This window comes from Tunturibacter psychrotolerans, assembly GCF_040359615.1.
GTDB lineage: Bacteria > Acidobacteriota > Terriglobia > Terriglobales > Acidobacteriaceae > Edaphobacter > Edaphobacter psychrotolerans.
Genome location: NZ_CP132942.1, coordinates 4,011,273 through 4,032,837, shown reverse-complemented (window position 1 = coordinate 4,032,837; position 21,565 = coordinate 4,011,273). Strand labels below are relative to the sequence as shown.

25 protein-coding genes are annotated in these 21,565 nt (G+C 58.5%); 10 read left to right on the top strand and 15 right to left on the bottom strand.

Features of this window, described 5'->3' with window-relative positions:
- Positions 1-42: 42 nt before the first annotated feature.
- Positions 43-1,809 carry an ABC transporter ATP-binding protein gene (locus RBB77_RS16885; RefSeq protein WP_353062907.1) on the bottom strand — a complete coding sequence of 589 codons (1,767 nt, stop codon included), beginning with the start codon at positions 1,807-1,809 and terminating at the stop codon, positions 43-45.
- Between the two features lie 34 nt (positions 1,810-1,843).
- A complete protein-coding gene (locus RBB77_RS16880) occupies positions 1,844-2,554 on the bottom strand; it encodes an FKBP-type peptidyl-prolyl cis-trans isomerase (RefSeq protein WP_353062906.1) in 711 nt (236 codons plus the stop codon).
- Between the two features lie 121 nt (positions 2,555-2,675).
- Between RBB77_RS16880 and RBB77_RS16875 the strand changes: the two genes are divergently transcribed.
- The 3 genes from RBB77_RS16875 (at position 2,676) to RBB77_RS16865 (ending at position 3,873) form a co-directional block, all read left to right on the top strand.
- Positions 2,676-3,059: an ArsR/SmtB family transcription factor gene (locus RBB77_RS16875; protein ID WP_353062905.1), complete on the top strand. Its 384-nt coding sequence runs from the start codon at positions 2,676-2,678 to the stop codon at positions 3,057-3,059.
- Positions 3,025-3,522, top strand: coding sequence for an SRPBCC family protein (locus tag RBB77_RS16870; RefSeq protein ID WP_353062904.1), 498 nt, complete (start codon positions 3,025-3,027; stop codon positions 3,520-3,522). The genes RBB77_RS16875 and RBB77_RS16870 overlap by 35 nt, the downstream gene beginning before the upstream one ends.
- Before the next feature lie 114 nt (positions 3,523-3,636).
- Positions 3,637-3,873 (top strand): hypothetical protein, encoded by a 237-nt coding sequence (locus tag RBB77_RS16865; protein WP_353062903.1) that lies wholly within the window; start codon positions 3,637-3,639, stop codon positions 3,871-3,873.
- On the opposite strand, the gene lptF is transcribed toward RBB77_RS16865, so the two are convergent.
- Positions 3,850-6,237 carry an LPS export ABC transporter permease LptF gene (gene lptF / locus RBB77_RS16860; RefSeq protein ID WP_353062902.1) on the bottom strand — a complete coding sequence of 796 codons (2,388 nt, stop codon included), beginning with the start codon at positions 6,235-6,237 and terminating at the stop codon, positions 3,850-3,852. The two genes, RBB77_RS16865 and lptF, sit on opposite strands and share 24 nt — an antisense overlap.
- Before the next feature lie 198 nt (positions 6,238-6,435).
- On the opposite strand from lptF, the gene RBB77_RS16855 reads away from it, so the two are divergent.
- A complete protein-coding gene (locus RBB77_RS16855; RefSeq protein ID WP_353062901.1) occupies positions 6,436-6,930 on the top strand; it encodes a response regulator in 495 nt (164 codons plus the stop codon).
- A 22-nt stretch (positions 6,931-6,952) separates the two neighbouring features.
- On the opposite strand, the gene RBB77_RS16850 is transcribed toward RBB77_RS16855, so the two are convergent.
- The 4 genes from RBB77_RS16850 to RBB77_RS16835 all read right to left on the bottom strand — a co-directional run bounded on the left by RBB77_RS16850 (position 6,953) and on the right by RBB77_RS16835 (position 10,068).
- Positions 6,953-7,483: a GNAT family N-acetyltransferase gene (locus RBB77_RS16850; RefSeq protein ID WP_353062900.1), complete on the bottom strand. Its 531-nt coding sequence runs from the start codon at positions 7,481-7,483 to the stop codon at positions 6,953-6,955.
- A 100-nt stretch (positions 7,484-7,583) separates the two neighbouring features.
- The gene (locus RBB77_RS16845; RefSeq protein ID WP_353062899.1) at positions 7,584-8,324 is read right to left on the bottom strand and encodes a response regulator transcription factor; all 741 of its coding nucleotides are present in this window, start codon (positions 8,322-8,324) and stop codon (positions 7,584-7,586) included.
- Between the two features lie 46 nt (positions 8,325-8,370).
- Positions 8,371-9,057, bottom strand: coding sequence for a MarC family protein (locus tag RBB77_RS16840; protein ID WP_353062898.1), 687 nt, complete (start codon positions 9,055-9,057; stop codon positions 8,371-8,373).
- Positions 9,058-9,141: 84 nt separating this feature from the next.
- Positions 9,142-10,068: a sensor histidine kinase gene (locus tag RBB77_RS16835; protein WP_353062897.1), complete on the bottom strand. Its 927-nt coding sequence runs from the start codon at positions 10,066-10,068 to the stop codon at positions 9,142-9,144.
- A 168-nt stretch (positions 10,069-10,236) separates the two neighbouring features.
- Between RBB77_RS16835 and RBB77_RS16830 the strand changes: the two genes are divergently transcribed.
- Positions 10,237-10,458 carry a DUF3037 domain-containing protein gene (locus tag RBB77_RS16830; protein WP_353062896.1) on the top strand — a complete coding sequence of 74 codons (222 nt, stop codon included), beginning with the start codon at positions 10,237-10,239 and terminating at the stop codon, positions 10,456-10,458.
- On the opposite strand, the gene RBB77_RS16825 is transcribed toward RBB77_RS16830, so the two are convergent.
- From RBB77_RS16825 to RBB77_RS16815, 3 genes are all read right to left on the bottom strand, one after another.
- Positions 10,386-10,754 (bottom strand): HipA family kinase, encoded by a 369-nt coding sequence (locus RBB77_RS16825; protein WP_353062895.1) that lies wholly within the window; start codon positions 10,752-10,754, stop codon positions 10,386-10,388. The genes RBB77_RS16830 and RBB77_RS16825 overlap by 73 nt on opposite strands.
- A gap of 60 nt (positions 10,755-10,814) precedes the next feature.
- Entirely contained in the window at positions 10,815-11,324 is a 510-nt protein-coding gene (locus tag RBB77_RS16820; protein WP_353062894.1) for a DUF3011 domain-containing protein, read from the bottom strand.
- A gap of 158 nt (positions 11,325-11,482) precedes the next feature.
- Positions 11,483-12,472 carry an acyl-CoA desaturase gene (locus tag RBB77_RS16815; protein WP_353062893.1) on the bottom strand — a complete coding sequence of 330 codons (990 nt, stop codon included), beginning with the start codon at positions 12,470-12,472 and terminating at the stop codon, positions 11,483-11,485.
- A gap of 129 nt (positions 12,473-12,601) precedes the next feature.
- Between RBB77_RS16815 and RBB77_RS16810 the strand changes: the two genes are divergently transcribed.
- Entirely contained in the window at positions 12,602-13,513 is a 912-nt protein-coding gene (locus RBB77_RS16810) for a type I phosphomannose isomerase catalytic subunit (protein WP_353062892.1), read from the top strand.
- A gap of 12 nt (positions 13,514-13,525) precedes the next feature.
- Positions 13,526-14,086, top strand: a complete 561-nt coding sequence (locus tag RBB77_RS16805) for a DUF1697 domain-containing protein (RefSeq protein ID WP_353062891.1) — start codon at positions 13,526-13,528, stop codon at positions 14,084-14,086.
- A 40-nt stretch (positions 14,087-14,126) separates the two neighbouring features.
- Here RBB77_RS16805 and RBB77_RS16800 read toward each other — a convergent pair whose 3' ends face one another.
- The 3 genes from RBB77_RS16800 to RBB77_RS16790 all read right to left on the bottom strand — a co-directional run bounded on the left by RBB77_RS16800 (position 14,127) and on the right by RBB77_RS16790 (position 16,823).
- Positions 14,127-14,990, bottom strand: coding sequence for an IclR family transcriptional regulator domain-containing protein (locus RBB77_RS16800; RefSeq protein ID WP_353062890.1), 864 nt, complete (start codon positions 14,988-14,990; stop codon positions 14,127-14,129).
- 196 nt (positions 14,991-15,186) lie between these two features.
- On the bottom strand, positions 15,187-15,876 hold the full coding sequence (locus RBB77_RS16795; protein ID WP_353062889.1) for a peroxiredoxin family protein: 690 nt from the start codon (positions 15,874-15,876) through the stop codon (positions 15,187-15,189).
- A gap of 2 nt (positions 15,877-15,878) precedes the next feature.
- Entirely contained in the window at positions 15,879-16,823 is a 945-nt protein-coding gene (locus tag RBB77_RS16790) for a dienelactone hydrolase family protein (protein ID WP_353062888.1), read from the bottom strand.
- A 129-nt stretch (positions 16,824-16,952) separates the two neighbouring features.
- Between RBB77_RS16790 and RBB77_RS16785 the strand changes: the two genes are divergently transcribed.
- Together RBB77_RS16785 and RBB77_RS16780 are read left to right on the top strand one after the other, a co-directional pair.
- Entirely contained in the window at positions 16,953-17,570 is a 618-nt protein-coding gene (locus RBB77_RS16785) for a GNAT family N-acetyltransferase (protein WP_353062887.1), read from the top strand.
- 164 nt (positions 17,571-17,734) lie between these two features.
- Complete coding sequence (locus RBB77_RS16780; RefSeq protein WP_353062886.1) at positions 17,735-19,243, top strand: helicase HerA-like C-terminal domain-containing protein; 1,509 nt, start codon at positions 17,735-17,737, stop codon at positions 19,241-19,243.
- A gap of 22 nt (positions 19,244-19,265) precedes the next feature.
- On the opposite strand, the gene RBB77_RS16775 is transcribed toward RBB77_RS16780, so the two are convergent.
- Entirely contained in the window at positions 19,266-19,652 is a 387-nt protein-coding gene (locus tag RBB77_RS16775; RefSeq protein ID WP_353062885.1) for a Fur family transcriptional regulator, read from the bottom strand.
- A gap of 115 nt (positions 19,653-19,767) precedes the next feature.
- A complete protein-coding gene (locus tag RBB77_RS16770) occupies positions 19,768-19,911 on the bottom strand; it encodes a DUF3309 family protein (protein WP_183975324.1) in 144 nt (47 codons plus the stop codon).
- A gap of 936 nt (positions 19,912-20,847) precedes the next feature.
- Here RBB77_RS16770 and RBB77_RS16765 point away from each other — a divergent pair.
- The gene (locus RBB77_RS16765) at positions 20,848-21,558 is read left to right on the top strand and encodes a hypothetical protein (RefSeq protein WP_353062884.1); all 711 of its coding nucleotides are present in this window, start codon (positions 20,848-20,850) and stop codon (positions 21,556-21,558) included.
- Positions 21,559-21,565 lie beyond the last annotated feature (7 nt).

Sequence of the window (21,565 nt, the reverse complement as noted above, 5' to 3'; positions counted from 1 at the left end):
TGCCAACATGCTGACATGCTAGTTAGCTGATTCGCTGACTGCTTAGGTGGCCACTGCGAGTTCTTCTTCGAGGCGCTGCTTTTCGAAGAGGCTGGTGTAGTAGCCGTTGCGGGCGATGAGCTGCTCGTGGGTTCCAAGCTCGGCAATGCGGCCGGCGACGAGAACGGCGATCTGATCGGCGTTGCGCGCGGTAGAGATTCGGTGAGAGATGAATACGGTGGTTCGGGTGTCCATGCCTTGGCGAAGGCCGTTCAGGATGCGCTCTTCGGTGTAGGTGTCCACGCTGGCTAGCGCGTCGTCCAGGATCAGGATTCGCGGTTCGCGGATGACCGCGCGAGCGATGGCGGTGCGCTGCTTCTGGCCGCCAGAGAGAGTGATTCCTCGCTCGCCGACCATGGTTTCGAAGCCCCTGGGGAACTCGAGGATTTCGGTGCCGATGTGCGCGATGTTGGCTGCGTCCTGGACTTGCTCTTGCGAGGCGTCGGGTCTGCCGAAGGCGATGTTCTGGTGAATGGTGTCGGAGAAGAGGAAGGTCTCTTGCGGAACGAAGCCGATTTGACTGCGGATGTCGGCGAGTGGGTAGGAGCGGATGGGTTCGCCGTCAACCAGAACCATGCCGGGAGCTGCATCGTGAAGGCGGGGGATGAGGCCGACGAGTGTTGATTTGCCGGAGCCTGTGGGGCCAACGATGGCGAGGGAAGATCCGGCAGGGATGCGGAGGCTGATGTCCTTCAAGACTGGTGGGGCGTCCGGGTAGGCGAAGGTCAGGTTGCGGAATTCGATTTCGCCGGCGATCACCTCGGCGTTTTCGAAACGTTCGCGTTGTTGTGGTGTTACGTCCTGATCGGTGATGGCGGGTTGTTGTTTGAGGAGTTCGTCGATGCGGACTACTGAGGCGGTGCCGCGCTGGAAGAGGTTGACGACCCAGCCGACGGCGATCATGGGCCAGGTGAGTTGCACCATATAGACGTTGAACGAAGTGAACTGGCCAACGGAGATGTGGTGGGAGACGACTTCGTGACCACCGACCAGAAGCGTGATCATCAGCGAGAGGCCGAGCACGAACTCGAGTGTGGGCCAGAGCATGGCCATGAGACGAACGAGATGCAGACTGCGCTTGATGTACTCGAAGTTGGCAATTTCGAAGGAGGCAATCTCGGCCTCTTCCTGGGCGAAGGCACGGATGAGGCGGGCGCCGGAGAAGTTTTCCTGGGCCTTGGCGGAGATGTCGGAGAACATGGCCTGAATGCGCTCGAATCGGCGATGGATGCGGTTGCCGAAGTATTGCACGAGCACGGATGCGATGGGGAGAGGCACGAAGGCGAAGAAGGTGAGCTTCGGGCTGATGCGGTACATGAAGGGCAGCGCGGCTGCGGTGAAGACAATCGTGTTGGCGCTGTACATGATTGCGGGGCCGAGGAGCTGGCGAACGGCGTTGAGGTCGTTGGTGGTGCGCGCCATGATGTCGCCAGTGCGGTGGGTGTGGTAGAAACTGGGGGCCTGGCGCTCGAGGTTGCTGAAGAGGTCGTTGCGGAGGTCGAATTCGATCTCGCGGGAGGCTCCGATGATGACCTGGCGGGTGATGTACAGGAAGATCGCGGACAAAACGGCTATGACGAGGAGGCGAAGGGTGTGGTGGACGACCTTGGCTTCGGTGATGCCGTGGTGCATGTCGTCGATGGCGTGGCCGATGACGATGGGGATCAGCACCTTGATGGTGTTATAGAGAATGACGGCGACCCCACCCCAGGCGAGATTCTTTCGGTATCGCCTGAGGTAGGGGGCTAGCGGTTTAAGTCGTTCCAGCATCTTGATTTCTGAGTGTCCTTTGGATCTGATGAGGCTATAGGGTCTCAGGGTGCGGCGGGTTGTTGGTTGGAGTGGTTGGTGTCGTTGGAGTACTTGGAGCAGTGGGCGTGGTTGGGGATGTTTGAGTCGTTGGTGCGGTTTGAGTTGTTGGAGTAGTCGGAGTCGTCTGGGTAGTCGGAGCGGTCTTTTGAGGCGATTCGGGCGCGGTTGGTGGCGCGGGAGGTGTCTTTGGCTGGGGCGGGGTGTCGGACATGGAGACTAGTTCGACGTCGAAGATGAGATCGGCTTTGGCCGGAATGACGGGGGGGCGGCCAGACTCGCCGTAGGCTAGCTGGTAGGGGACGAAGAGGCGGCGCTTTCCACCGACGTGCATGCCCTGGAACCCAGTGTCCCAGCCTATGATGACGCGGTGTGCGCCATAGGGGAAGGTGATGGGCTCGCCGCCGGGGTGATCGAAGGAGGAGTCAAACTTGGTGCCATTGGTGAGCCAGCCGGTGTAGTGGACGGTGTAGTACTTGCGCTCTTCGGCCGGGGCTCCGGTACCGATTTTGGAGTCGATATACCTCAGTGTGAAGAGAGGCTTGGGAATGCCGACTACTTTGGGGATGTTTGGGGGTGTGGTTGCGGGTTTTGCAATGGCAGTGGTGTGGTGCGGGGTCGTCGTGGTTGCTTTTGGTGTGGTTTGGGCGGTGGCGACGGTGGTTAGAGCGGCCAGAAGGGTGATCGAGGGGAGCTTTGCAATCATTGTGTTTCCAGTTTAGGACGTTTGGGCCTGGCCGAGGTGAACAGGAGAGGATTTCGTCTTGGCATAAAACTATTTAATTATTTGGTTGAATAGTTTTTAAATTTGGACTATATTCAACCGCATGGTTGAATTGTCGGTTGCTTCTTTGGATTCCGTGTTTCATGCTCTGTCGGACGCTACTCGTCGCGCGATTCTGCGGGACGTGAGCCGGGAGGCCAGGACGGTAGGGCAGATTGCAGAGCCGTACAACATGTCGCTGGCCGCCGTTTCGAAGCATCTGCAGGTGCTGGAACGGGCGGATCTGATTCGACGGGAGAAGAAGGGCAACTTTCGGATGGTGCAGTTGAATGCGGATAACTTGCGGGCGGCGCAGGAGTGGCTTGCCTACTACGAAACTTTCTGGACGGGCCAGTTGGATGCCCTTCAGAATTACCTGGAGACGGCGGAGACGCCGGGAGAGGATGTGCGGAATGGCAACTCTGGAGCTGGAACAGAAGAAGAATGATGGAAGTGCATTGCAGCTTGAGCTGACACGAGTGATTCGGGCTAGTCGGGCGCGAGTCTATGAGGCTTGGACGCGGCCGGAGATCTTGCAGAAATGGCATGCGCCGGGAGATATGAACTTTGTGAGCGCTACGCTCGATGTGCGTGAGGGGGGAACTTACGAAGTTTTATCGCAGGGGATGATGTGCGCCAAGGAGGGAATGACGGAGGAAGAGAGAACGCGCCAGGTAGCGGTTCGCGGGCAGTATCTACGGGTTATTCCGAACGAGCTGCTGCAGTTTACGTGGAACGGAAGTTGGGCTCCGACGGAGACCACGATGGTGACGGTGTTTCTGAGAGATGTCGAGGGCGGAACGGAGATTCGGTTGCGGCATGAACAGTTCGCCACGGAGAGCTCGCGTGATGGTCATGCAATGGGCTGGGAGAGCTTGTTTGGCAAGCTGGCCGCGGCTATCGAGGGCTGATGCGGCAAAGACGGCGCGGCGGACGGGTGGGTCCGCTGCTGATCGTCTTCTATCGAAGAAGCTCTAGAGGCTACTACTCCTATTTGGTCGAGATGACGAGCTTTTTTGTGTGGAATGAAAACAGGGGCAACGGCAAAACAAGGACAGCAGCAGATCCCCTTCGGGGATGACAACAAGAAGAACAACGGCAAGGGCAGAGGCGAGACGCGGGGGCCTCTCCACTGCGCTGGTCATGATGAAACTGTGAACAGCTTCGGTCGATATGACGAGCTTTTTGCTTTGGCGAGAAGCAGTGTGAGGAGTGGCGGCGAGAAGAGGGTGTGGAACTTACGTGGGAGTGCGGAGGAGTAGGTAGGCGCCGGTTATGCCGAAGAGGAGATCGGGTGTCCATGCGGCGAGGAGCGCAGGGAGGGTGTTGACGTTGCCGAGGGATTCGAAGATGAGGGCGACTACCCAATAGGTGATCGCAAGGCCGATCGCGGTGGCTATGCCGGTGAGCGAACCTTTCTTGCCCATCGATAGAGCGAAGGGGATGGCGAGGATAGCCATGACGAGGGTGATGAGTGGATAGGCGATTTTTTTGTTGAGCTGTACGCTGAGGCGTTTGGTGTCAAAGCCGGATTGCTTGAGGTCGCTGATGTAACGGGAGAGTTCGGTGTAGCTCATCTCCTGGGAGGGGATGTACTCCTTTTTGAAGTAGCTGGGCTGCTCGCGAATCTCGGGGAAGGTGGAGACGGTGAAGGGCTGATAGCTGGAGATCGTTTCGCCGGAGAAGGTGCGCTGCCAGCCGTTGTCGAAGATCCAATTGTTGACGTGGGGATCCCACTGAGCGGATGCGGCGAAGATGCGGCGCTGAAGGGTGAAGGTCGCGGGGTCGAACTCGAAGACGGTGAGGTTGGCGAAGGTGTCTTTTTCTGCGTTGAAGTATTGGTAGTAGAAGATGCGGTAGGGCTCGCCGGCGTTGTTGGTCTGGCCGGAGATCCATTGGCGGTCGGGGCGGGAGAACGTTTGGGTGGGTTTGTCTTTGATGATCGAGAGGAGTGCCTCCTGGCGGCGGTTGGCGGCGGGGAGGTAGAGCTCGTCGAAGATGAAGAGGCCGGCTGAGATGAGGATGGTGACTATTAGAACTGGCGTGATGATGCGGTAGAGGCTGATGCCGCTGGATTTCATCGCGGTGAGCTCTGAGGTGCGGCTGAGGGAGCCGAAGGTGACGAGAACCGCGACCAGGGCGCAGAGGGGCGTGACGTTGTAGAGGATATAGGGGATGAGGCTGACGAGGTATTCGCCTACGGTGATGAGAGGTGTGCGGTTTTTGAAGATGGGGCCGATGAGTTCGAAGAAGGTGAAGATGAGGAAGAGGGTGGAGAAGGAGCTGAGGACGATGGCGAAGTTGGTGGCGTACTCGCGCATGACGTAGTCGTCGAGCAGGAGAGGGAACTGTATGCGGGAGATGCTGCGGAAGCGGCGGAGGAGTGTGGCGATGTCATGCCGGGATCTCACGTTGGCCGACTCGTGACCGTTGCTGGTGAGGCGAGTGACGAGTTTGCTGAGCCAGATGCCGATGGTGGAGACTAGGCTGAGAGCGATGCCTCCGCGAGACATTTGATAGAGGAGGATGGCGCCCGCGGCGGCGAAGAGGAGGTTTGCTCCCCAGACGCCGAGGAAGGGAGAGAGCTTGCCGGATTGGGCGAAGGCTACTCCGACTGACGAGAGGAAGTAGTAGATGAAGACGAGAAGGATGGTGAGGACGAAGCCGGTGGATTTTCCTCCGCGCTTGGAGGAGATGCCGAGAGGGACGCCGACGAGCATAAGGACGAGGCAGGCGAAGGGATAAGAGAAGCGCTTGTTGAACTCGATGCGGTAGACGGAGGATTCGCGACCGCTAGAGGCTTTGATGGCGTTGGCGTTGCGCCAGAGCTCGGCGAGTGAGAGTGCCTGGATCGGCGTGTTGATGCGGCCGAGGTGGGCGTCTTCGGGGGCTTCGGTCTCGATGGGGACGTCGGTGCTGGTAAAGGTGGAGATGTTGTACTGGTTCGGGTCGGTAGAGGAAGTGTCGTGCTGGCCGCCGTTGAGGAGGTGGAGACGGATGGTCTGGGCGTCTGGCGTGTTGGGGGTGCCATTGACGACGACTGCCTGGTCGGCGGTGGTGATGTGAGGATCGGTTGGTTCGGTGAGGTCGGCGAGGAAGACATGGTGCCAGAGGGCGGCGCCTGCGGCGGGGGTAGCGTCCTGTACGTAGAGGACGCGGTCTTTGAACTCTTCGTAGAAGACGCGTGGCTGGACCTCGAAGGAAGCCTGCGAGGATTTGAGTGATTCGCCGAGGGCAATGAGGCCACTGGCGGCGCGGGGGGCGAGGTAGAGGGAGTTGAAGAGGCCCAGAACGAGGGCGACGGCGGAGACGATGGAGACGATGCGGACGAAGTCGATGGCGCCCATACCGCTGGCTCGCATGGCAGTGATTTCGCTGTCGGCGGCGAGGCGGGAAAGACCGAGGAGGATGCCTACCAGGACAGCCATGGGAATGGTGACGGTGAGAGCTGGCGGCAAAGTGAAGGCGATGATGCGGGCGACGTCTCCCGCTGTGGCGGAGTCGCGTACGACGAACTCGAGGATACGACCGAGATCGCGCATGAAGATGATGAATGTAAAGAGGGCTCCGCCGAGGAGGGCGTGCGAGGTGACTTCGCGGAGGATGTATCGGGTGATGATGCGCATTTGTTTGCTGCTTGGTTTGACTCGTTCAAGTGTATCGCGGGCGCGCCGGTTTGCTGGTTGAGAGGGAAGGGGTTAGCTCGGGAGCTTGGGGCGAGGCAACTCAGGCGGCGGTTATGCACTCCATCTTAGGGAGCACATACCGAACGAAAGGAAATCGCACGACTGGGAGTGGCCGGTGCGAGAGAAGTGTCTTGAGACGTGTCCGAAGTTACAACAGCTATAAGCAGGATTCAGGATTACGATGATTCGCTGATGTCGTTAGATATTTTCACCTCTGAACGTCGCGCCGCTGAGCTTTCGCCGAGCAGGATTTTGCTGGTGGATGATGATCCGGATATGCGTGCGTTGACGCGGACCTTTCTAGAACATGAAGGGTATGGGGTTTTCAGCTCTGGCGATGCGGAGCGGGCAGCGCAGATCTTTCGGAGTGTGCCGGAGATCGATCTTTTGGTGACCGATTTGTACATGCCGGGGAAGTCAGGCATGGAGCTGGCGCGGGAGTTGAAGGAGATTCGGAGTGAGCTGCCGGTGCTGATGATCTCTGGTGGGATGGTGGATGCCGCTCAGAAGCTGCGGCTGGAGCAGGAGGGATGGAGCTTTCTGGCTAAGCCGTTTCGACTTCCGGAGCTCCTGAGCACGGTGCATCGGATTCTTGCGCCAGCAGAGGCGCGGAGGTGGAAGGAGGCGCGGTAGGCTCCCTTCGGTGCGGGTGGCGTTAGTTCGGGTTATCTGTGTCAACGGTGGGCGTCGGAGCTAGCGTTTTTTCCATGAGGATGAAGTGGCAGGGAACGATGAGGATGTCTGGACGGACGTAGGGCGCTTCGCCGACGACCCGATATCCCTTCCGCTGATACCACGCGACAAGATCTGGCCTGAGATTAACGACGGAGATCTCGATGACGCTGGAGCCTTGTTCGCGGCAGAACTCTTCGCCGATCTCCAGTAGACGCGTTCCGATTCCGCCGCCCTGACGGTTCGGATCAATCGCGATCATTCCGATATAGCCGCGGTTGTGCTCGCGCAGTTCGGTGTAGATCAGACCGAGCAGCCCGACCGTGTCTTCGAGAAGCAGGAAGAAGCCCTTGTGGAGGTACTCTGCGACCTGCGAGGGATTGGTACGTTCGGTGCGCTTGAAGTAGTTGTCGGGGGCGAAGGCGCGGTTGATGAACGGGACCAGCAGGTCGGTGTCATCGATGGTGGCTAGTCGCAGACCGGCGACAGAATTCTCTGTTTGAAGAGTGCTCATTTTTTTCCTGACTGGTTTTGCGAGGATTTGGCGGCAGACTGTCGGTTTTTTCAGTGCGATTGTCTGGGCACTTTGACTGCTTTAGATGTTTCCGGATGCCCTAAGGGTTCGCGAGGAAGCGATAGCCGACGCCGCGGACAGTGACGAGGTGCTGGGGATCGGCGGGATCGTCTTCAATGTAGCGCCGTAGACGGACGATGAAGTTGTCGATGGCGCGGGTGTCTGTGTCCTCGTGGACTCGCCAGACATCTTCGAGAATGTCCTTGCGGGAGACGATGTGTCCTTCGCGTTCGGTGAGGTAGCGGAGGAGGTCGGCCTCCATGAGGGTGAGATGGGTGGTGCGGTTGGGGGCAATGAGCTCGAGGGCGTCGAATCGAATGGTGCGGTGGTTGAAGGAATATTCGTCGGTTTGACCGGTGGTCGAGGGCGGTGGAGTCGGGGTTGCGGTGTTCTGCCACGCGGTGCGGCGGAGGAGAGATTTGAGGCGTACGAGGAGGATATTCAGGTCGAAGGGCTTGGCGAGGTAGTCGTCGGCGCCGGCTTCGATGCCTTCTAGGACCTCTTCGGGGCGCGACCGGGCGGTGAGCATGAGGATTGGGGTGTAGCGGTGGGCTTCGCGTAGCGCTCGGACGATGGTGAAGCCGTCTGCGCCGGGGAGCATGCCGTCGAGGAGGATAGCGGCGATGTTTTCTTTCGGGGCGAGGAGGTAGGCCAGGGCGGAGTCGCCGTCGGATTCGTGATGGGTACGGTAGCCTTCGGCCTGCAGGTTGAAGAGGAGACCCTGGGCGAGGTGTTCTTCGTCTTCAACGAGGACGATAAGTGGGGAGTTGGGTTCGGTCATGAGTCTTCCCGGGTTGCTGTCGTGTTTCTATTTGTTACTGTTCTGGTCACGATTTGTGGAGGAGCTGTTCGATCAGAATGCGGAGCCCATTCCATGCAATCTGAACTCCGATGCAGAGAAGAATGAAGGCGACGACGCGAAGGATGCCGTGGGCTGTTGGGGGCGAGATGGTTCGGGCGATTTTGGGGGCGTATGCGTAGCAGAAGTAGATGAGGGCGGCGAGGAAGACTACCGCGATAAAGAGGCCCAGGTGGGCTAGCACTTTGTCCTCGATGCTTGTTTGTTGGTTGTGCACGCTCAGGGTGAGCATAACGACAATACAGCCGGGGCCCGCCGTGATCGGAAAAGTGAAAGGGTAGAACGCTTTTTGCCGGAGGCTGTAGATTTCATCTGGGGTGACGGCGGGAAGAGCGGCTTCGGTCTTCTCCGGGTTGGGGGCGCTGCTGTCTTTTTGATTCAGGAGGTCCCAGGCGATCATGGCTATGACGATGCCTCCGGAGAACTGAACGATGGGAAGAGAAATGCCGAAGAAGCCGAGCAGATACGAACCGATGAGTTCGATAACGGCTAAAAAGATAATGGTATTGATGGCGATACGGCGCGCAAGCCTGCGATAGATGTCAATGGGGGCAGCGCCGACGAGACCGAGGAAGATGAGCGCGGAACCGAGAGGGTTGATGAGTGGGAGGAGCGCGCTGAATCCCAGGGCGAAGTATTTCCAGACCAAAAGCATGGATGTTCACAAAGTTTTGGGATAACTACGAGCTTTTATGAATTGTACGTCGAGCTTTTGAAGGAGTCGTGTCGCTGGCCTGGGTTAAATGCTGCTAACGGAAGAATTGGGTGCGGCCAGGGGCAACGTGATGGTGATGGTGGTTCCCAGGCCTGGGCCGGGGCTAGTTGCGATCACTTCGCCGCCGTGCTGGCGGGCTATGTTTCGGACGAGGAAGAGGCCGAGGCCCGTGCCTTTGATCTTGGCCATGGCTCGACCGGGAACGCGGTAGAAGCGGGTGAAGATGCGTTTGAATTGGTTGGCAGGGAGGCCGACTCCGGTGTCGGTGACCTTGAGGGCAACCCATGTGTAGTTGGTGATCGCGAGAGAGCAGCGGATTTCGACGCCGTCGGGGGAGTACTTGACGGCGTTGTCGAGGACGTTGATGACCGCGGTGCGGAGGTCGTCGGCGATGCCCTGGGTGTAGAGGCGGACGGCGCCGGGAACAGGCTCGAGGACGATGCTTTCTGAGGCAAGGTGGTAGCGTTGCAGGGTGATGGCGATGCAGTCGGAGACGAGAGACTGCATGTTGATGAGGACGCGGTTCTGCTGTCGGTGGCGCTGGCCTAGTTGGCCGGCCTTCAGGACCTGCTCGACGGTGGCCAGGAGACGATCGGAGTCGGAGAGCATGATCTTGTAAAACTCCTGACGCTGCGATTCTTCGATGGGGCGGCGTTGGAGGGTCTCGAGGTAGAGGCGGATGCTCGCGATGGGTGTTTTGAGTTCGTGTGTTACGGCGTTGAGGAAGGAGTCCTGTCGCTCGTTGCGGCGGATTTCGCGGATGAGGAAGACAGTGTTGAGTACGACGAGGGCGATGAGCGCGGCGAAGAGGATGACACCAAGGATCGCGATCGCGAGGGTGCGTTTGTTCAGGATGATCCAAGTGATGTTGAGGGTGACGGCGAGGCCGACGGTGAGGACGCCCAGGGTGATGAAGGTGGCGATGGCTCCGCGGCGTCGGGTGATGTTCATAGCTTGGAGGAAGTATAGCGGGGTGGTGCTGCAGACGCTGGCTTCAACGAGGTGCAGAGCCGGCAGGGAATTGATGTCTGAGTCGCGAACGAGTGTGAAATGCGGTGTTGTCGACCGGTTTGATGGTGCAAACGTGTTGGTTGGGATAGGCCAGCTTATCCAATCGCAGTGGAAGACTATCCTGGCCGTGACGTTAGGGGTTTGCCTTCTTCCCCACCCGTCTCTTGCGCAACAAGCCTCCGTCCCTCTCGAGACGATCAAACAGCGCCTCAGCCTTCACCCAGGAGGCCATCCGTGCTCGCGCCCATCTCATTTGACTACGCAGTCATTCGCGTCGTCCCTCGCGTCGAGCGCGAAGAGTTCATCAACATCGAGGAGCCGGGGAGATAGTCGAGGGCGAGGTTGAGCCCGACGCTGGCGCGAAGGAGGTCGCGGATCTCCTGATCGGGTTCGTTGCGTCCGAGGGCGGGGTCGACCTGGGCGAAGACTAGTTCAGGAACGTTGAGGCCTAGGGTGCGGCCGATTTCGCCAGCGACGAGTTCTGCTACGAGAGCGAGGGGGCCCTGGCCAGCGCCGCGGAATTTAATGACGTAGAGGCCGAGGTCGTCAGCCTCGACAATTGCAGGAAGAGAGCCGCCTTCGCGAAGAGCGGTGACATACTGGGTGGCGCGGATGGTGCGAAGCATTGCTGCTTAGTGTAGCCGCAGAGAGCCTCTTTGGGTGCCAGTGGCTCTCTGCGGCTTGTGTCAGCGGACTTTGAAGTCGGCGCGGCAACCACGGTCTACCCAAAGGCCCCGACGGTCAACACCCCAGGTGTTGTCACGGACGCAGGGAGAGCCGCTGATTTGACGGACGAGTCGAACGTCGCCTCTGCCACCGATATCGCACCATCTTCTGTTGCCATCGTTGGACGAGCAGGTTATTACCGTGCTGGGTCCATATGCGGGAGGAGGCGGAGGTCCGCCGCCCCGACCGACAATGAACTCGGCGCGGCAGCCGCGGTCTACCCAGAGGCCCCGACGGTCGACACCCCATGTACTGTCGCGAACGCAAGCGGAGCCGCTGATCTGGCGGACCAGGCGTACGTCACGAGAGGGTCCGATGTCACACCAGTTTCGGCGGCCGTCATCGGAAGAGCAAGTAATGCGCGGCGGTGGCCCACCGTAGCCAGGTTGTGCGGTTGAAATAGAGGGGGCCGAAAATGCGGCTGCGATCAGAACGGTTGCTATTAGAAGGAGCTTCGTCGTGCGCGTCATCTTGCCTCTTTCGAGATTAAGATTTGTCACTGGCCCTTGCAGCGGTGGTTCCGGATGAGAATAGCGAGAAGTCAGGCGCTTGTCGAGGTTGGATGCGTTAAATTAGAAGGCCGTCACCTAGGAGGGATGACGGCCTTTCAATTTTGTTCGTTAGTTGGTTAGAGGACGCCGGCCGGTTTGGGGTTTTGGGGGTCAAATTTGGCGATCTGAATCTTTTCGGCGAGGCCGAGTTTGCTGAGGATCCAGATGCAGTAGTAGTTGATATCGAACTCGTACCAGGCGAGACCGTGACGTGCGCTGACGGGGTGGGCGTGGTGGTTGTTGTGCCAGCCCTCGCCACCGGTGAGGATGGCTACCCACCAGTTGTTGCGGGAGTCGTCTTTTGTCTCAAAGCGGCGCTTGCCCCAGAGGTGAGTGGCGGAGTTGACCAGCCAGGTGGCGTGAAGGCCGATCGTGACGCGGAGGAATGTTCCCCAGAGGACCATGCCGAGTGCACCAACGACATGGTGGCCTGCAGGTGCGAGGGCTGCTCCGAGAGCGACCTGAAGTACGCCGGTGATGACGAGAGGAAGGTAGTGGTACTTGCTCAGCCAGACGTGGACTGGGTCCTTGGTGAGGTCGGGAGCGTAACGGCCCAGGAGGGCAGTCTCGGAGTGAAGGGCACGGCCGGAGAGGATCCAGCCGGCGTGAGCCCACCAGGTGCCGTCGTGCGGAGTGTGGGGGTCGCCTTCGTGGTCGGAGTTCTGATGATGAACGCGGTGAGTGGCTACCCAGAAGATAGGACCGCCCTCAAGCGCGAGGCAGCCGCACATGGTGACGAAGTACTCGACCCACTTGGGAACTTTGTAGCCGCGATGAGTGAGCAGGCGATGATAGGCCACGCCGATGCCGACGTTGATCGCGAAGAAGTACATGACGAGGAAAACAGCGAGATTTTTCCAGGAGAAGAAGAAGAGGGAAGCGATCGCTCCGACGTGGAAGGTGCCCATGGCAATGGTGGTGATCCAGTTGATGCGGCCTTGCTGGTGCTCGCGACCCATGCGGAGGTCCTGCTTGATCTTCTGGGTGACTTCGGCGACGGCCGGAACTGTGGCGGCGAGATTGGGCGCTTTTACCGGAGCTTCTTCGATGGTGGTGAGGGGAGTCATAATTTGATCGCTGTCCTTGTGTTTCGGGTGCTTCTCAACTGCTAATACTGACGCTATCAGGGGTGACGAGGGACGTGGTGTAAGACTTTTGTAATGCCACCCAAACGTGGGAGTTGATAGGCTTGAAGTATGACAATTGGGACTAAAGTTGCACCGTTTAGCTTGAAGCCGTGGTTTAGCGAAAGAGTTTGGGGTAAGAGCGATCTGAGGCCCTGGTATGACGAGACCGGAACGAACGAGTTAGTAGGTGAGGCCTGGCTGACGGGGCCGCAATGTTTGGTGGAGACGGGGCCGCTTAAGGGGCAGACTTTGGCTGCGGTTGGGGAGAAGATGGGTGGCGAGTTTCCACTGCTGGTGAAGATCTTATTTCCGGCGGATAAGCTTTCCGTGCAGGTGCATCCAGATGACGCGCAGGCGAAGGCGATGGGAGAGACTCGGGGAAAGACAGAGTGCTGGTATGTGCTGGAGGCTGAGCCGGGGGCGACAGTCGCGCTTGGATTAAAACCTGGCGTGGGCGCGAAGGAGGTCGCGGCTTCTGTAGAAGGTGGGACGATGGAGATGCTGCTGGAGCATGTTCCTGTGTCGGTGGGGGACATGCTCTTTGTGGACGCAGGGACAGTGCATGCGATCGGACCCGGTGTCGTACTCCTGGAGACGCAACAGACGAGTGATGTGACCTATCGTCTGTATGACTATGGACGGCCGCGGGAACTGCATCTGGAGAAGGGTCTGCAGGTGATCAAGCCCAAGACTCAGGCCGGGAAGGTTGCGCCGCGAAAGATGGATGGGTTCATGCGGTTGATTGAGCAGAAATACTTTGTTGTGGATCGGTTTGAGCTGGGTGCGATGAGTGAAGAGACTGTGTCGCTCGATGGAGCGGGATGTCTCGTTGGGCTGGCGGGCAGAGGAGTGATCAGGACACCCGATGGGGAGTTGCAGTTGATTCCCGGGAAGGCTGTGGTCATTCCGATGGGAGACGTTAGCGTTGTTGTGGAGACGAGTTCCGGGGTTACGTTTGCGCGATGTGTGGCTCCGGTTTAGAGGAGTGATGTTATGACCGGTCGAAGCGCAAAGACTCCTGCAAAACACGTTGCTCTAATGCGCGGCATCAATGTTGGGGGGAAGAATATGCTGCCGATGAAAGAGTTGGTGGGACTCTTTTCGGCGGCAGGGTGCGGCGAAGTGGTGTCGTATATCCAGAGTGGGAATATTGTCTTCTGCGCGGAGGATAAGGTGGTGAAGCAACTCGATCGCGTGATTGCCAAGCAGGTGGAGGAACGGTTCGGGTTGAAGGTGCCGGTGGTGTTGCGGACTGCTTCGGAGCTAGATGCAGTGATCCGCGGAAATCCATTTTTGAAGGCTGGGGCTGCGGAAGAGATGCTGCATGTTTCTTTTCTGGCGGATCGGCCGAGCACCGATCTGGTGGCGGGGTTGGACTCTATGCGATCGGCGCCCGATGAGTTTGCTGTTGTGGGGCGTGAGATCTATATGAAGCTGTTGACTGGGGCGGCGAAGACGAAGCTGACGAATGCGTATTTCGATTCGAAGCTGAAGACCGTGAGCACGATGAGGAACTGGCGCACGGTTTTGAAGCTTGCAGAGATGACGGCCTGATTCGGCTTTGTTGGTTGCGTCGCGAGTTTGTTGTCGAGAGTTAGTTGAGGAAGACGCTTAGCTCGTTGGCGGCGTTGCGAAGATGGTTGAGGAAACGGCTCTGCATCTCGAGGACGGAGAGGCGGGGGGCGTTGCCGCTGAGATTGAGGGTGGCGACGACGCGGCCCGAAGCGGCATAGACGGGGACGGCGAGAGAGCGGAGGCCGACCTCGTACTCCTGATCGACGAGCGCGTATCCGTTGCGACGGACGTTGCGCAGGGCGAGGCGTAGCTTTTCGACTGAGGTGATCGTGCGAGTGGTGTGCGCGGTGAGTGTGGCTTTGGCGAGGTACTGCTCGAGTTGCTCGGTGGGGAGGTAGGCGAGGAGTACGCGGCCCATGCTGGTGCAGTAGGCGGGCAGACGGCTGCCGATATGGAGATCGACGGCCATGACGCGGCTGACCTGGGTGCGCGCGATGTAAACGATGTCTTCGCCGTCGAGTGTGGCTACGGAGAAGGACTCGCGGAGTGCGGCGGACATGCGCTCGAGGATGGGCTGGGCGGCGGTGGAGAGGGTGTTCGATGTGGTGTAGGTGTGGGAGAGGGTAAGCATCCGTGGACGGAGGGAGTAGCGCGAGCCGTCTTCTGCGCCCGCAAAGCCAAGCTTGGTGAGGGTGTAGAGGCAACGACGAACGGCGGCGCGAGAGAGACCGGTCTTTACGCTGAGCTGCGAGATGGTCATCTGGGGAGACTGCTGGGTGAACGCCTGGATGACGATGAGACCGCGGGCGAGCGAGGTCATGAAGTTGGGGTCGCCTGTGAAGATATCAAGGGATGAAGCGGGACTAGGTTTGGGTGCTGCGGGAGGAGCCGGAGGGAGGGAGGAATCGGACAATGCGAGGGTTTGGCGGGGGGTGAGGCTCATGCGGGTCTCTTTCCGTGACGTTATCGAAACGATTGTTCGATAGACGGACTATCACTACGATAAACGCACGCATTCAATATCGCAAGATATTACGAGGGGCCGGTTTGTATATCGGAGGAGGGTTTTAGCATTTACCGCAGTCACGGAGGAGCCCCAAAAGAATCACGCTTTTGTGGGGTTCTCCAGCAGGAGGGTGCTATCGATGGTCTAGAACGGCAAGCACATCTGCTGGTTCGGGGCGGACCCTAAAGTCAGCGTGAGCTTCTGCAAAGACGATGGTGTTGGTCTGATCGATGACGAAGACGGCGGGGAGCGGGAGGCGCCAGCTGGCTTCTGTGGCGTTGTGATAGCTAAGGCCGGCGTTGTTGAATGGGATGTTGATAAGAATGGACTGGTAGTAGCTGCGGAGGTCTGGCGGAATAGTGTGGGCTATGCCAAATTGCTCTGCGATGGTAGCGCCGCGGTCGGCAAGCAAGGGGTATTGCAGGCCGTGCTGCTCAAGAGTATTTGCGTTTTGGCGAGTGGTTTGAGGGGATATGGCAACGAAGATGGCGCCGCGCTTGCGCAGATCGGCGTGCAGATCGCGCCAGGCTTCGAGTTCGGTGACGCAGTAGGGATCCCAACGGCCACGGAAGAAGTTGATGACGAGCGGGCCGAGGGCGAGGAGATCGGTTGAACGGACAGGTTTGTGAGTGAGAGCGTCTTCGAGAGTGAAAGCCGGAGCTTGCGCCCCGGCTTTCAGTGTGCGGTCCTCGATGCCGGTGTTGAAGAGATCTTCGGTCGCCTTTTCGGAGATGGCGAGCCTTTCGGGCTGGACGAGGGCGCGTGTATTTTGCGTGATGCGGTCCAGTTGATCCTGAAGCGAGATGTTGAGAGCAGCGGTCACAACTACATTATTGCAGCTGTCTCTACGTTTTTGCTGGTGGTCTGGCTTTCAGCAACGTTCGTTTTGGCGTGGCAGGAAGCGGCGGCCCGGGACTGTTGCGCTACGGTTTTGTTGTGACTGGCGTTGGAGGCTACTGGAGCGGTCTTCATCTCCTTGATGAGAGTGACGAGACGGGCGAAGGCCTGTTCGCGCGCGGTTTTGTTGCCGGGCACGGTGTTGCCGGGATCTTCGCCGGCGCGCATGAAGCCGTGACCTGCCCCGTCGTAGGTGATGGGCTCATACTTTTTGCCAGCGGCTTTCATAGCGGCGGTAGTTGCGGGGATGGTGGCGCCGATGCGTGCGTCGTTGCCGGCGTAGAAGCCATAGACGGGAGCGGTGATCGTGGTTACGTCGGAGGGACCAGGTCCGTAGAAGACAAAGGCGGCGGAAAGATCTTTGCGATGAGCGGCGAAGGCGAAGGACTTGCCTCCTCCCCAGCAGAAGCCGGTGACGGCGATCTTACCGTTGGCTGCGGGGAGCTTCTTGCCGTAGTCCGCGGCTGCGTCGAGGTCGGCGTTGACGACGGCGGGATCGAGGCCAGAGACGGCTTTGACAGAGGCGTCCTGATCGGGGAAGGCGTCAGAGCCGCCGCCGTTGGGACCGAAGCCCGTGAGGAGGTCAGGGGCGATGACGATGAAGCCTTGCGCAGCTAATTCGTCGGCCATCTCTTTAGCCCAGTCGCTGAGGCCGAAGATCTCATGGATGAGAATGACGACGGGAGCTTTGGTTTTGACTTCGGGGTATATGACGAAGGCCTGGACGGTGCGGTCACCGTGCTTGAGAGAGACGTATTCATGATGGCGCGGGGAGGCCTCGAGGCGGGTTTTGGCCCAGTCCTGTGCGTGGATTGTAGCGGTGGCGAGGGGAAGGAGAAGAGCTACGGCAAAGAGTCTAATGGTGCGAGGCATCGTGAAAGTCATGGGGAGGAGTGTAGTACGCGATGGACGGGAGGGACAAGATGCCGCTCTTGATTTGTTGCCGAATTATTGTGAGTTCAATAAAGGCGCAGGAGTGATGCAACTTCGCAACGGCGATAGGTGGGCTTTTATACTTCGCGGATGGACAAGTTTCATTTGCGAGTTGCAGGGGAGGATGATGTTGCTGCGATCCGTGAGCTGATACAAGCATCGGTGCGGGGACTGCAGGCGGCAGACTATTCCTCAGAGCAAAGAGAGGGAGCGTTGGCTACGGTGTTCACCGTGGATAGTCAGTTGATTTCAGATGGCACGTACTTTGTGGCGATGGAAGAGGGCGGAGTAATGGCTGGATGTGGCGGGTGGAGCTTCCGGAAGACGCTGTATGGCGGGGATCATCAGGTGGAGAAGATTGAGTCGGAGAGGCTGGATCCCAGGTCGGACGCGGCGAAGATTCGAGCGATCTTTGTTCATCCTGATTTTGCGCGCATGGGGCTAGGAAGCCTGATTCTAGCCACCGCTGAAGAAGCCGCGAAGGCAGAAGGGTTCACTCGCTTTGAGATGGGCAGTACATTAACGGGTGTCACGCTCTACGGACAGAAGGGATATCGGGAAGTCGAACGCAGGAAGGTGCCGGTAGGCGGTCGAGAGACGATCGAGGTGGTGCGGATGGTGAAAGATATTGGCGAGATCTGCTGCGAAGGAGATCGTGAAGAAACAGAGAGCTTCTTTTTCAGATGACTCACCCCCACGCACGAGTGTCTTTTCCGAAAATTGAATTTTTCTTGGTGTGAGACTAGCTAACGAAAGATGGATCTCCGCCGTGGTCTCGATTCAAGCCGAGAAATGACTAGGTGTTGACGTTGGCGGGTGTGTAGTCTTCAGTTAGATGGAGGACCCACTCGATGGTTGAAATGCCGATGATTGCGAAAGGTGCTGATGAGCTTTACTTGCTGCCAGGGATGACGAATCGGCATGGCCTTGTAGCGGGCGCAACCGGAACAGGTAAGACCGTCACGCTGCAGGTCATGGCGGAAGCACTGAGTTCGATCGGCGTGCCCGTGTTCGCCGCGGACGTGAAGGGTGACTTGTCGGGTATCTCGCAGGCAGGGAAGAGTTCGCCGAAGTTCGATGTGCGCGTGAAAGCGATGGGATTCGGCGAGTGGAGCTTCGCTGGATGCCCAGTGGTGTTCTGGGATGTGTTTGGGAAACAGGGGCATCCGGTGCGTGCAACGGTGAGCGAGATGGGACCGCTGCTTTTGAGCCGGATTCTGAATCTGAATGACACGCAAACGGGCGTGTTGACTCTGGTTTTCAAGATCGCCGACGACAGTGGGTTGTTGTTGCTGGACATGAAAGACCTGCAGGCGATGCTGCAGCATGTGGGCGAAGCTGCGAAGGAATACCAGACGCAATATGGAAATATTTCGGCTGCGAGCATAGGTGCGATTCAACGGGGGTTGGTGGCGTTGGAGCAGCAAGGAGGAGATCTTTTCTTCGGCGAGCCAGCGTTGAACATCGATGATCTGTTGCAAGTAGATTCGAGCGGCAAAGGGGTAGTGAACATTCTGGCGGCAGATCAGTTATTGCAGTCGCCACAACTGTATGCAACGTTTTTGCTTTGGCTGATGAGTGAGTTGTTTGAGAAGCTGCCGGAGGTTGGCGATCTCGAAAAGCCGAAGCTGGTGTTTTTCTTCGATGAGGCCCATTTATTGTTCAACGATCTTCCTTCGGTTTTGCAGAATCGCATTGAGCAGGTGGTGCGGTTGATTCGGTCGAAGGGGGTTGGCGTGTTCTTTGTGACGCAGAATCCGATCGATGTGCCGGATACGGTGCTCAGTCAACTGGGCAATCGTGTGCAGCATGCGTTGCGGGCGTTTTCGCCGCGGGATCAGAAGGCAGTGAAGGCAGCGGCGCAGACGTTTAGGGCGAATCCGAAGGTGAATGTGGAGGCGGTGATTACCGAGTTGGGGGTGGGTGAGGCGCTGGTTTCGTTTTTGGATGAGAAAGGGATCCCCGGGATGGTGGAACGGGCGATGGTGTGTCCGCCGCATAGTCAGATAGGACCGATTACGCCGGAGCAGAGGGCTGCGATTATCAAGAATTCGGTAGTGGCGGGGGTGTATGAGACGGTGGTGGATCGGGAGTCGGCCTATGAGAGGTTGAAGGGGAAGGTGGGGGGTGGGGTGGCTGCGCCTGCGGGTGCTCCTTCGGCTGCGGGCTCGGGTTGGATGGGGAGTCTTGAGGCGGCTGGGAGTGCGTTGGGTGGAGTGCTTGGGTCGGGGGGATCGCGACGGGGGGATACTGTGCTGCAGGCGGCTGTGAAGAGTGCGGCTCGGACCATGGGGAGCACGGTGGGGCGGCAGTTGATCCGTGGGGTGTTGGGTTCGCTGTTGGGCGGGTCTAAACGGTAGACGGCGGCGATAGATTCACTGGCTACTTGGTGCAGGAGGAACATGTGCCGTAGACGAAGAACTCGTGGCTGGAGTACTTGAAGCCGCGGGGAAGCTTGGGGCGGGACTGCATCTCGCAGCCTTCGAGTTCGTGGACGGTGCCGCAGATGTTGCATTGGAAGTGGTGGTGGTGGGCCTTGCCGGCTACCTCGTAGCGGGTGGATTGGCCGGGAACATCGACGGGAGTGAGCCACTTGTCGTCGACCAGGCTGCCGATGTTGCGGTATACGGTGGCGATGCTTAGGGCGTCTACCTCTTTCTGGGCGAGGGCGAGGGCTTCGTCTGGGGAGAGTGGGCGATCCGCCTCGAGGAAGGCGGCGCGGATGGCGTCTTTCTGACGGGTGTTGCGGGTCTGAACCGTGGTTGGCATGAGTACGCTTGGCTAGCGTCTTATCCTAGCGTGTTGCGAAGATACTCTCAACTAGACGGTTTGATGGGGAGGGCTGAGTTGGCCCATTCGGTCGCGCGGAATGGGCCTGTCGCAGCTAGATAACCTTCATCAAGAGCAGGATGAGGACGATGAGCAGGATGAGGCTGATACCGCCTCCGCCGTAGTAGCCGAGGCCAGGTCCCATGCGATAACCGCCAAAGCCGAACACCAAGATCAGAATGAGCAGAAGGATAAGCATCTTTATTTTTTCTCCGTTCGGCGAAGTTTCGCCTGATGGAGGTGTGATGCGAATTTTGTTGCAGGCGCAATCGAAAAATTCTCTAGCCGTTCACTTTGCTGATACTCAGGTGATGTAGCGGGCACCCCCTCCCCCTACCCCCATGGGTATTTTGCAGGGAAGTTATTTGTTTGTGATGGTTTACAAAGGAGGTATCTCTGTAAAATATTGAAAACAGATTAGTTGCGCACAAAATACTTGTTTTGAGAGAGTTAGGGCGATCGGCTGAAGATTGCCCTCCTTACCCGCACGAAGGTGCCGACTAATTCGGACGCCTATTAACAGGATACCTGGTGGATAGGAGCGAATACGCAACGCGAAAAGTCGCGTCTGGAGCGGGTTTTAACGTTTCCGAGGCTTGACATGCGATTTTTAGGTTGTTTTGGTGATGAGGGATCGACTTCTCGGTATCGTTCGGTGCGGCAGTAGGGGCAATCTACCAAGTGATCCGCTGCGTGGCGGTATGCGGATTGGACTGCCTCAGCCGTGTCCATTTCGAGGGAGATGTCGTAAGGGGAGTGGGTTTCGGCGGGTAGCTCGCATTGCCGGCGCATCGCTTCGGTGAGGTTGTCTACGAGGAGGGAGCCCTCCGGACAGGATTGGATCGACATGTCGTGCCTCCTTTGAGAAAAGAGACTTCATAGAACGTACGATTTGGGTCCTGATTCGGATGGGCAATAAATGACCAGCCACATCGCATAAGTTTTGATGGGGCGCGGGTTGGATGGGGGATGTTGGTGCGTGGACGGGGAGGAGTCGCCTGAGGTCGCGGTCGATGCCTTTTGGCGTGGTTGATGAATTGGGCACGGGGCATAACATTGTTGCGTCTGAACGGTCTTACGGATATGAACGACGGCCCAAGCAGGTGAAGCGACTTATTTCATGGAGGCTGGTGCAATGACAAATCGAATGGCAGGAGCGATGGCGTCTGGCGTGGTGTTTAGTGTGGTTTTACTCGGTGCGGCTGGTGTCGGCTGGGGGCAAGGGGCCAAGGCGATGTATCCTGCGATGGCTCCGATAGAGCAGTACCGCGTGGCGAGCGTGGCGGAGGAGGTTGCGCTGGCTCGCAGTGCGGCGAATGTTGCCGTGAGTCGCGATGCCGAGGTGATGGTGCTCGGCAGTCATGGTTATGAGACTGCGGCGAAGGGGACGAACGGCTTCGTCTGCCTGGTCGAGCGTTCGTGGGCTACCAACTTCGATGATCCTCAGTTCTGGAATCCGAAGCTGCGCGCGCCGCATTGTTTCAATGCCGCTGCGGCACGGTCGGTGATGCCGGCGTACCTGAAGCGGACGGAGTTGGTGCTGTCCGGGATGCCGAAGGATCAGGTGGAGGCACGCATGAAGGAGGCGGTGGCGACGAAGGTGATTGGCGCGCCGGAGCAGGGGGCGATGTGCTACATGATGTCGAAGCAGGGCTATCTGAACGACTCGGTTGGGCACTGGCATCCGCATGTGATGTTCTTCCTTCCGACTACGGATGCTGCGAGTTGGGGTGCGAACCTCGACGGATCGCAGGTCTTCGCTGCGCAGGAAAACCCTGAGGCGGTGACGATTTTTATGGTTCCGGTGATGACGTGGTCGGATGGAACGATGGAGGAGATGAAGTGACGCTTTG

Bases quoted from the DNA above. Each gene is read 5' to 3' on its own strand.
- RBB77_RS16845 (WP_353062899.1), bottom strand. From the start codon at position 8,324: ATGACCGAACCCAACTCCCCACTTATCGTCCTCGTTGAAGACGAAGAA.
- RBB77_RS16825 (WP_353062895.1), bottom strand. From the start codon at position 10,754: ATGCTTCGCACCATCCGCGCCACCCAGTATGTCACCGCTCTTCGCGAA.
- RBB77_RS16800 (WP_353062890.1), bottom strand. From the start codon at position 14,990: ATGAGCCTCACCCCCCGCCAAACCCTCGCATTGTCCGATTCCTCCCTC.
- RBB77_RS16775 (WP_353062885.1), bottom strand. From the start codon at position 19,652: ATGCCAACCACGGTTCAGACCCGCAACACCCGTCAGAAAGACGCCATC.
- RBB77_RS16840 (WP_353062898.1), bottom strand. From the start codon at position 9,057: ATGCTTTTGGTCTGGAAATACTTCGCCCTGGGATTCAGCGCGCTCCTC.
- RBB77_RS16885 (WP_353062907.1), bottom strand. From the start codon at position 1,809: ATGCTGGAACGACTTAAACCGCTAGCCCCCTACCTCAGGCGATACCGA.
- RBB77_RS16815 (WP_353062893.1), bottom strand. From the start codon at position 12,472: ATGACTCCCCTCACCACCATCGAAGAAGCTCCGGTAAAAGCGCCCAAT.
- RBB77_RS16765 (WP_353062884.1), top strand. From the start codon at position 20,848: ATGACAAATCGAATGGCAGGAGCGATGGCGTCTGGCGTGGTGTTTAGT.
- RBB77_RS16850 (WP_353062900.1), bottom strand. From the start codon at position 7,483: ATGAGCACTCTTCAAACAGAGAATTCTGTCGCCGGTCTGCGACTAGCC.
- RBB77_RS16880 (WP_353062906.1), bottom strand. From the start codon at position 2,554: ATGATTGCAAAGCTCCCCTCGATCACCCTTCTGGCCGCTCTAACCACC.
- lptF (WP_353062902.1), bottom strand. From the start codon at position 6,237: ATGCGCATCATCACCCGATACATCCTCCGCGAAGTCACCTCGCACGCC.
- RBB77_RS16870 (WP_353062904.1), top strand. From the start codon at position 3,025: ATGGCAACTCTGGAGCTGGAACAGAAGAAGAATGATGGAAGTGCATTG.
- RBB77_RS16780 (WP_353062886.1), top strand. From the start codon at position 17,735: ATGGTTGAAATGCCGATGATTGCGAAAGGTGCTGATGAGCTTTACTTG.
- RBB77_RS16835 (WP_353062897.1), bottom strand. From the start codon at position 10,068: ATGAACATCACCCGACGCCGCGGAGCCATCGCCACCTTCATCACCCTG.
- RBB77_RS16790 (WP_353062888.1), bottom strand. From the start codon at position 16,823: ATGCCTCGCACCATTAGACTCTTTGCCGTAGCTCTTCTCCTTCCCCTC.
- RBB77_RS16810 (WP_353062892.1), top strand. From the start codon at position 12,602: ATGACAATTGGGACTAAAGTTGCACCGTTTAGCTTGAAGCCGTGGTTT.
- RBB77_RS16770 (WP_183975324.1), bottom strand. From the start codon at position 19,911: ATGCTTATCCTTCTGCTCATTCTGATCTTGGTGTTCGGCTTTGGCGGT.
- RBB77_RS16820 (WP_353062894.1), bottom strand. From the start codon at position 11,324: ATGACGCGCACGACGAAGCTCCTTCTAATAGCAACCGTTCTGATCGCA.
- RBB77_RS16875 (WP_353062905.1), top strand. From the start codon at position 2,676: ATGGTTGAATTGTCGGTTGCTTCTTTGGATTCCGTGTTTCATGCTCTG.
- RBB77_RS16805 (WP_353062891.1), top strand. From the start codon at position 13,526: ATGACCGGTCGAAGCGCAAAGACTCCTGCAAAACACGTTGCTCTAATG.
- RBB77_RS16865 (WP_353062903.1), top strand. From the start codon at position 3,637: ATGAAAACAGGGGCAACGGCAAAACAAGGACAGCAGCAGATCCCCTTC.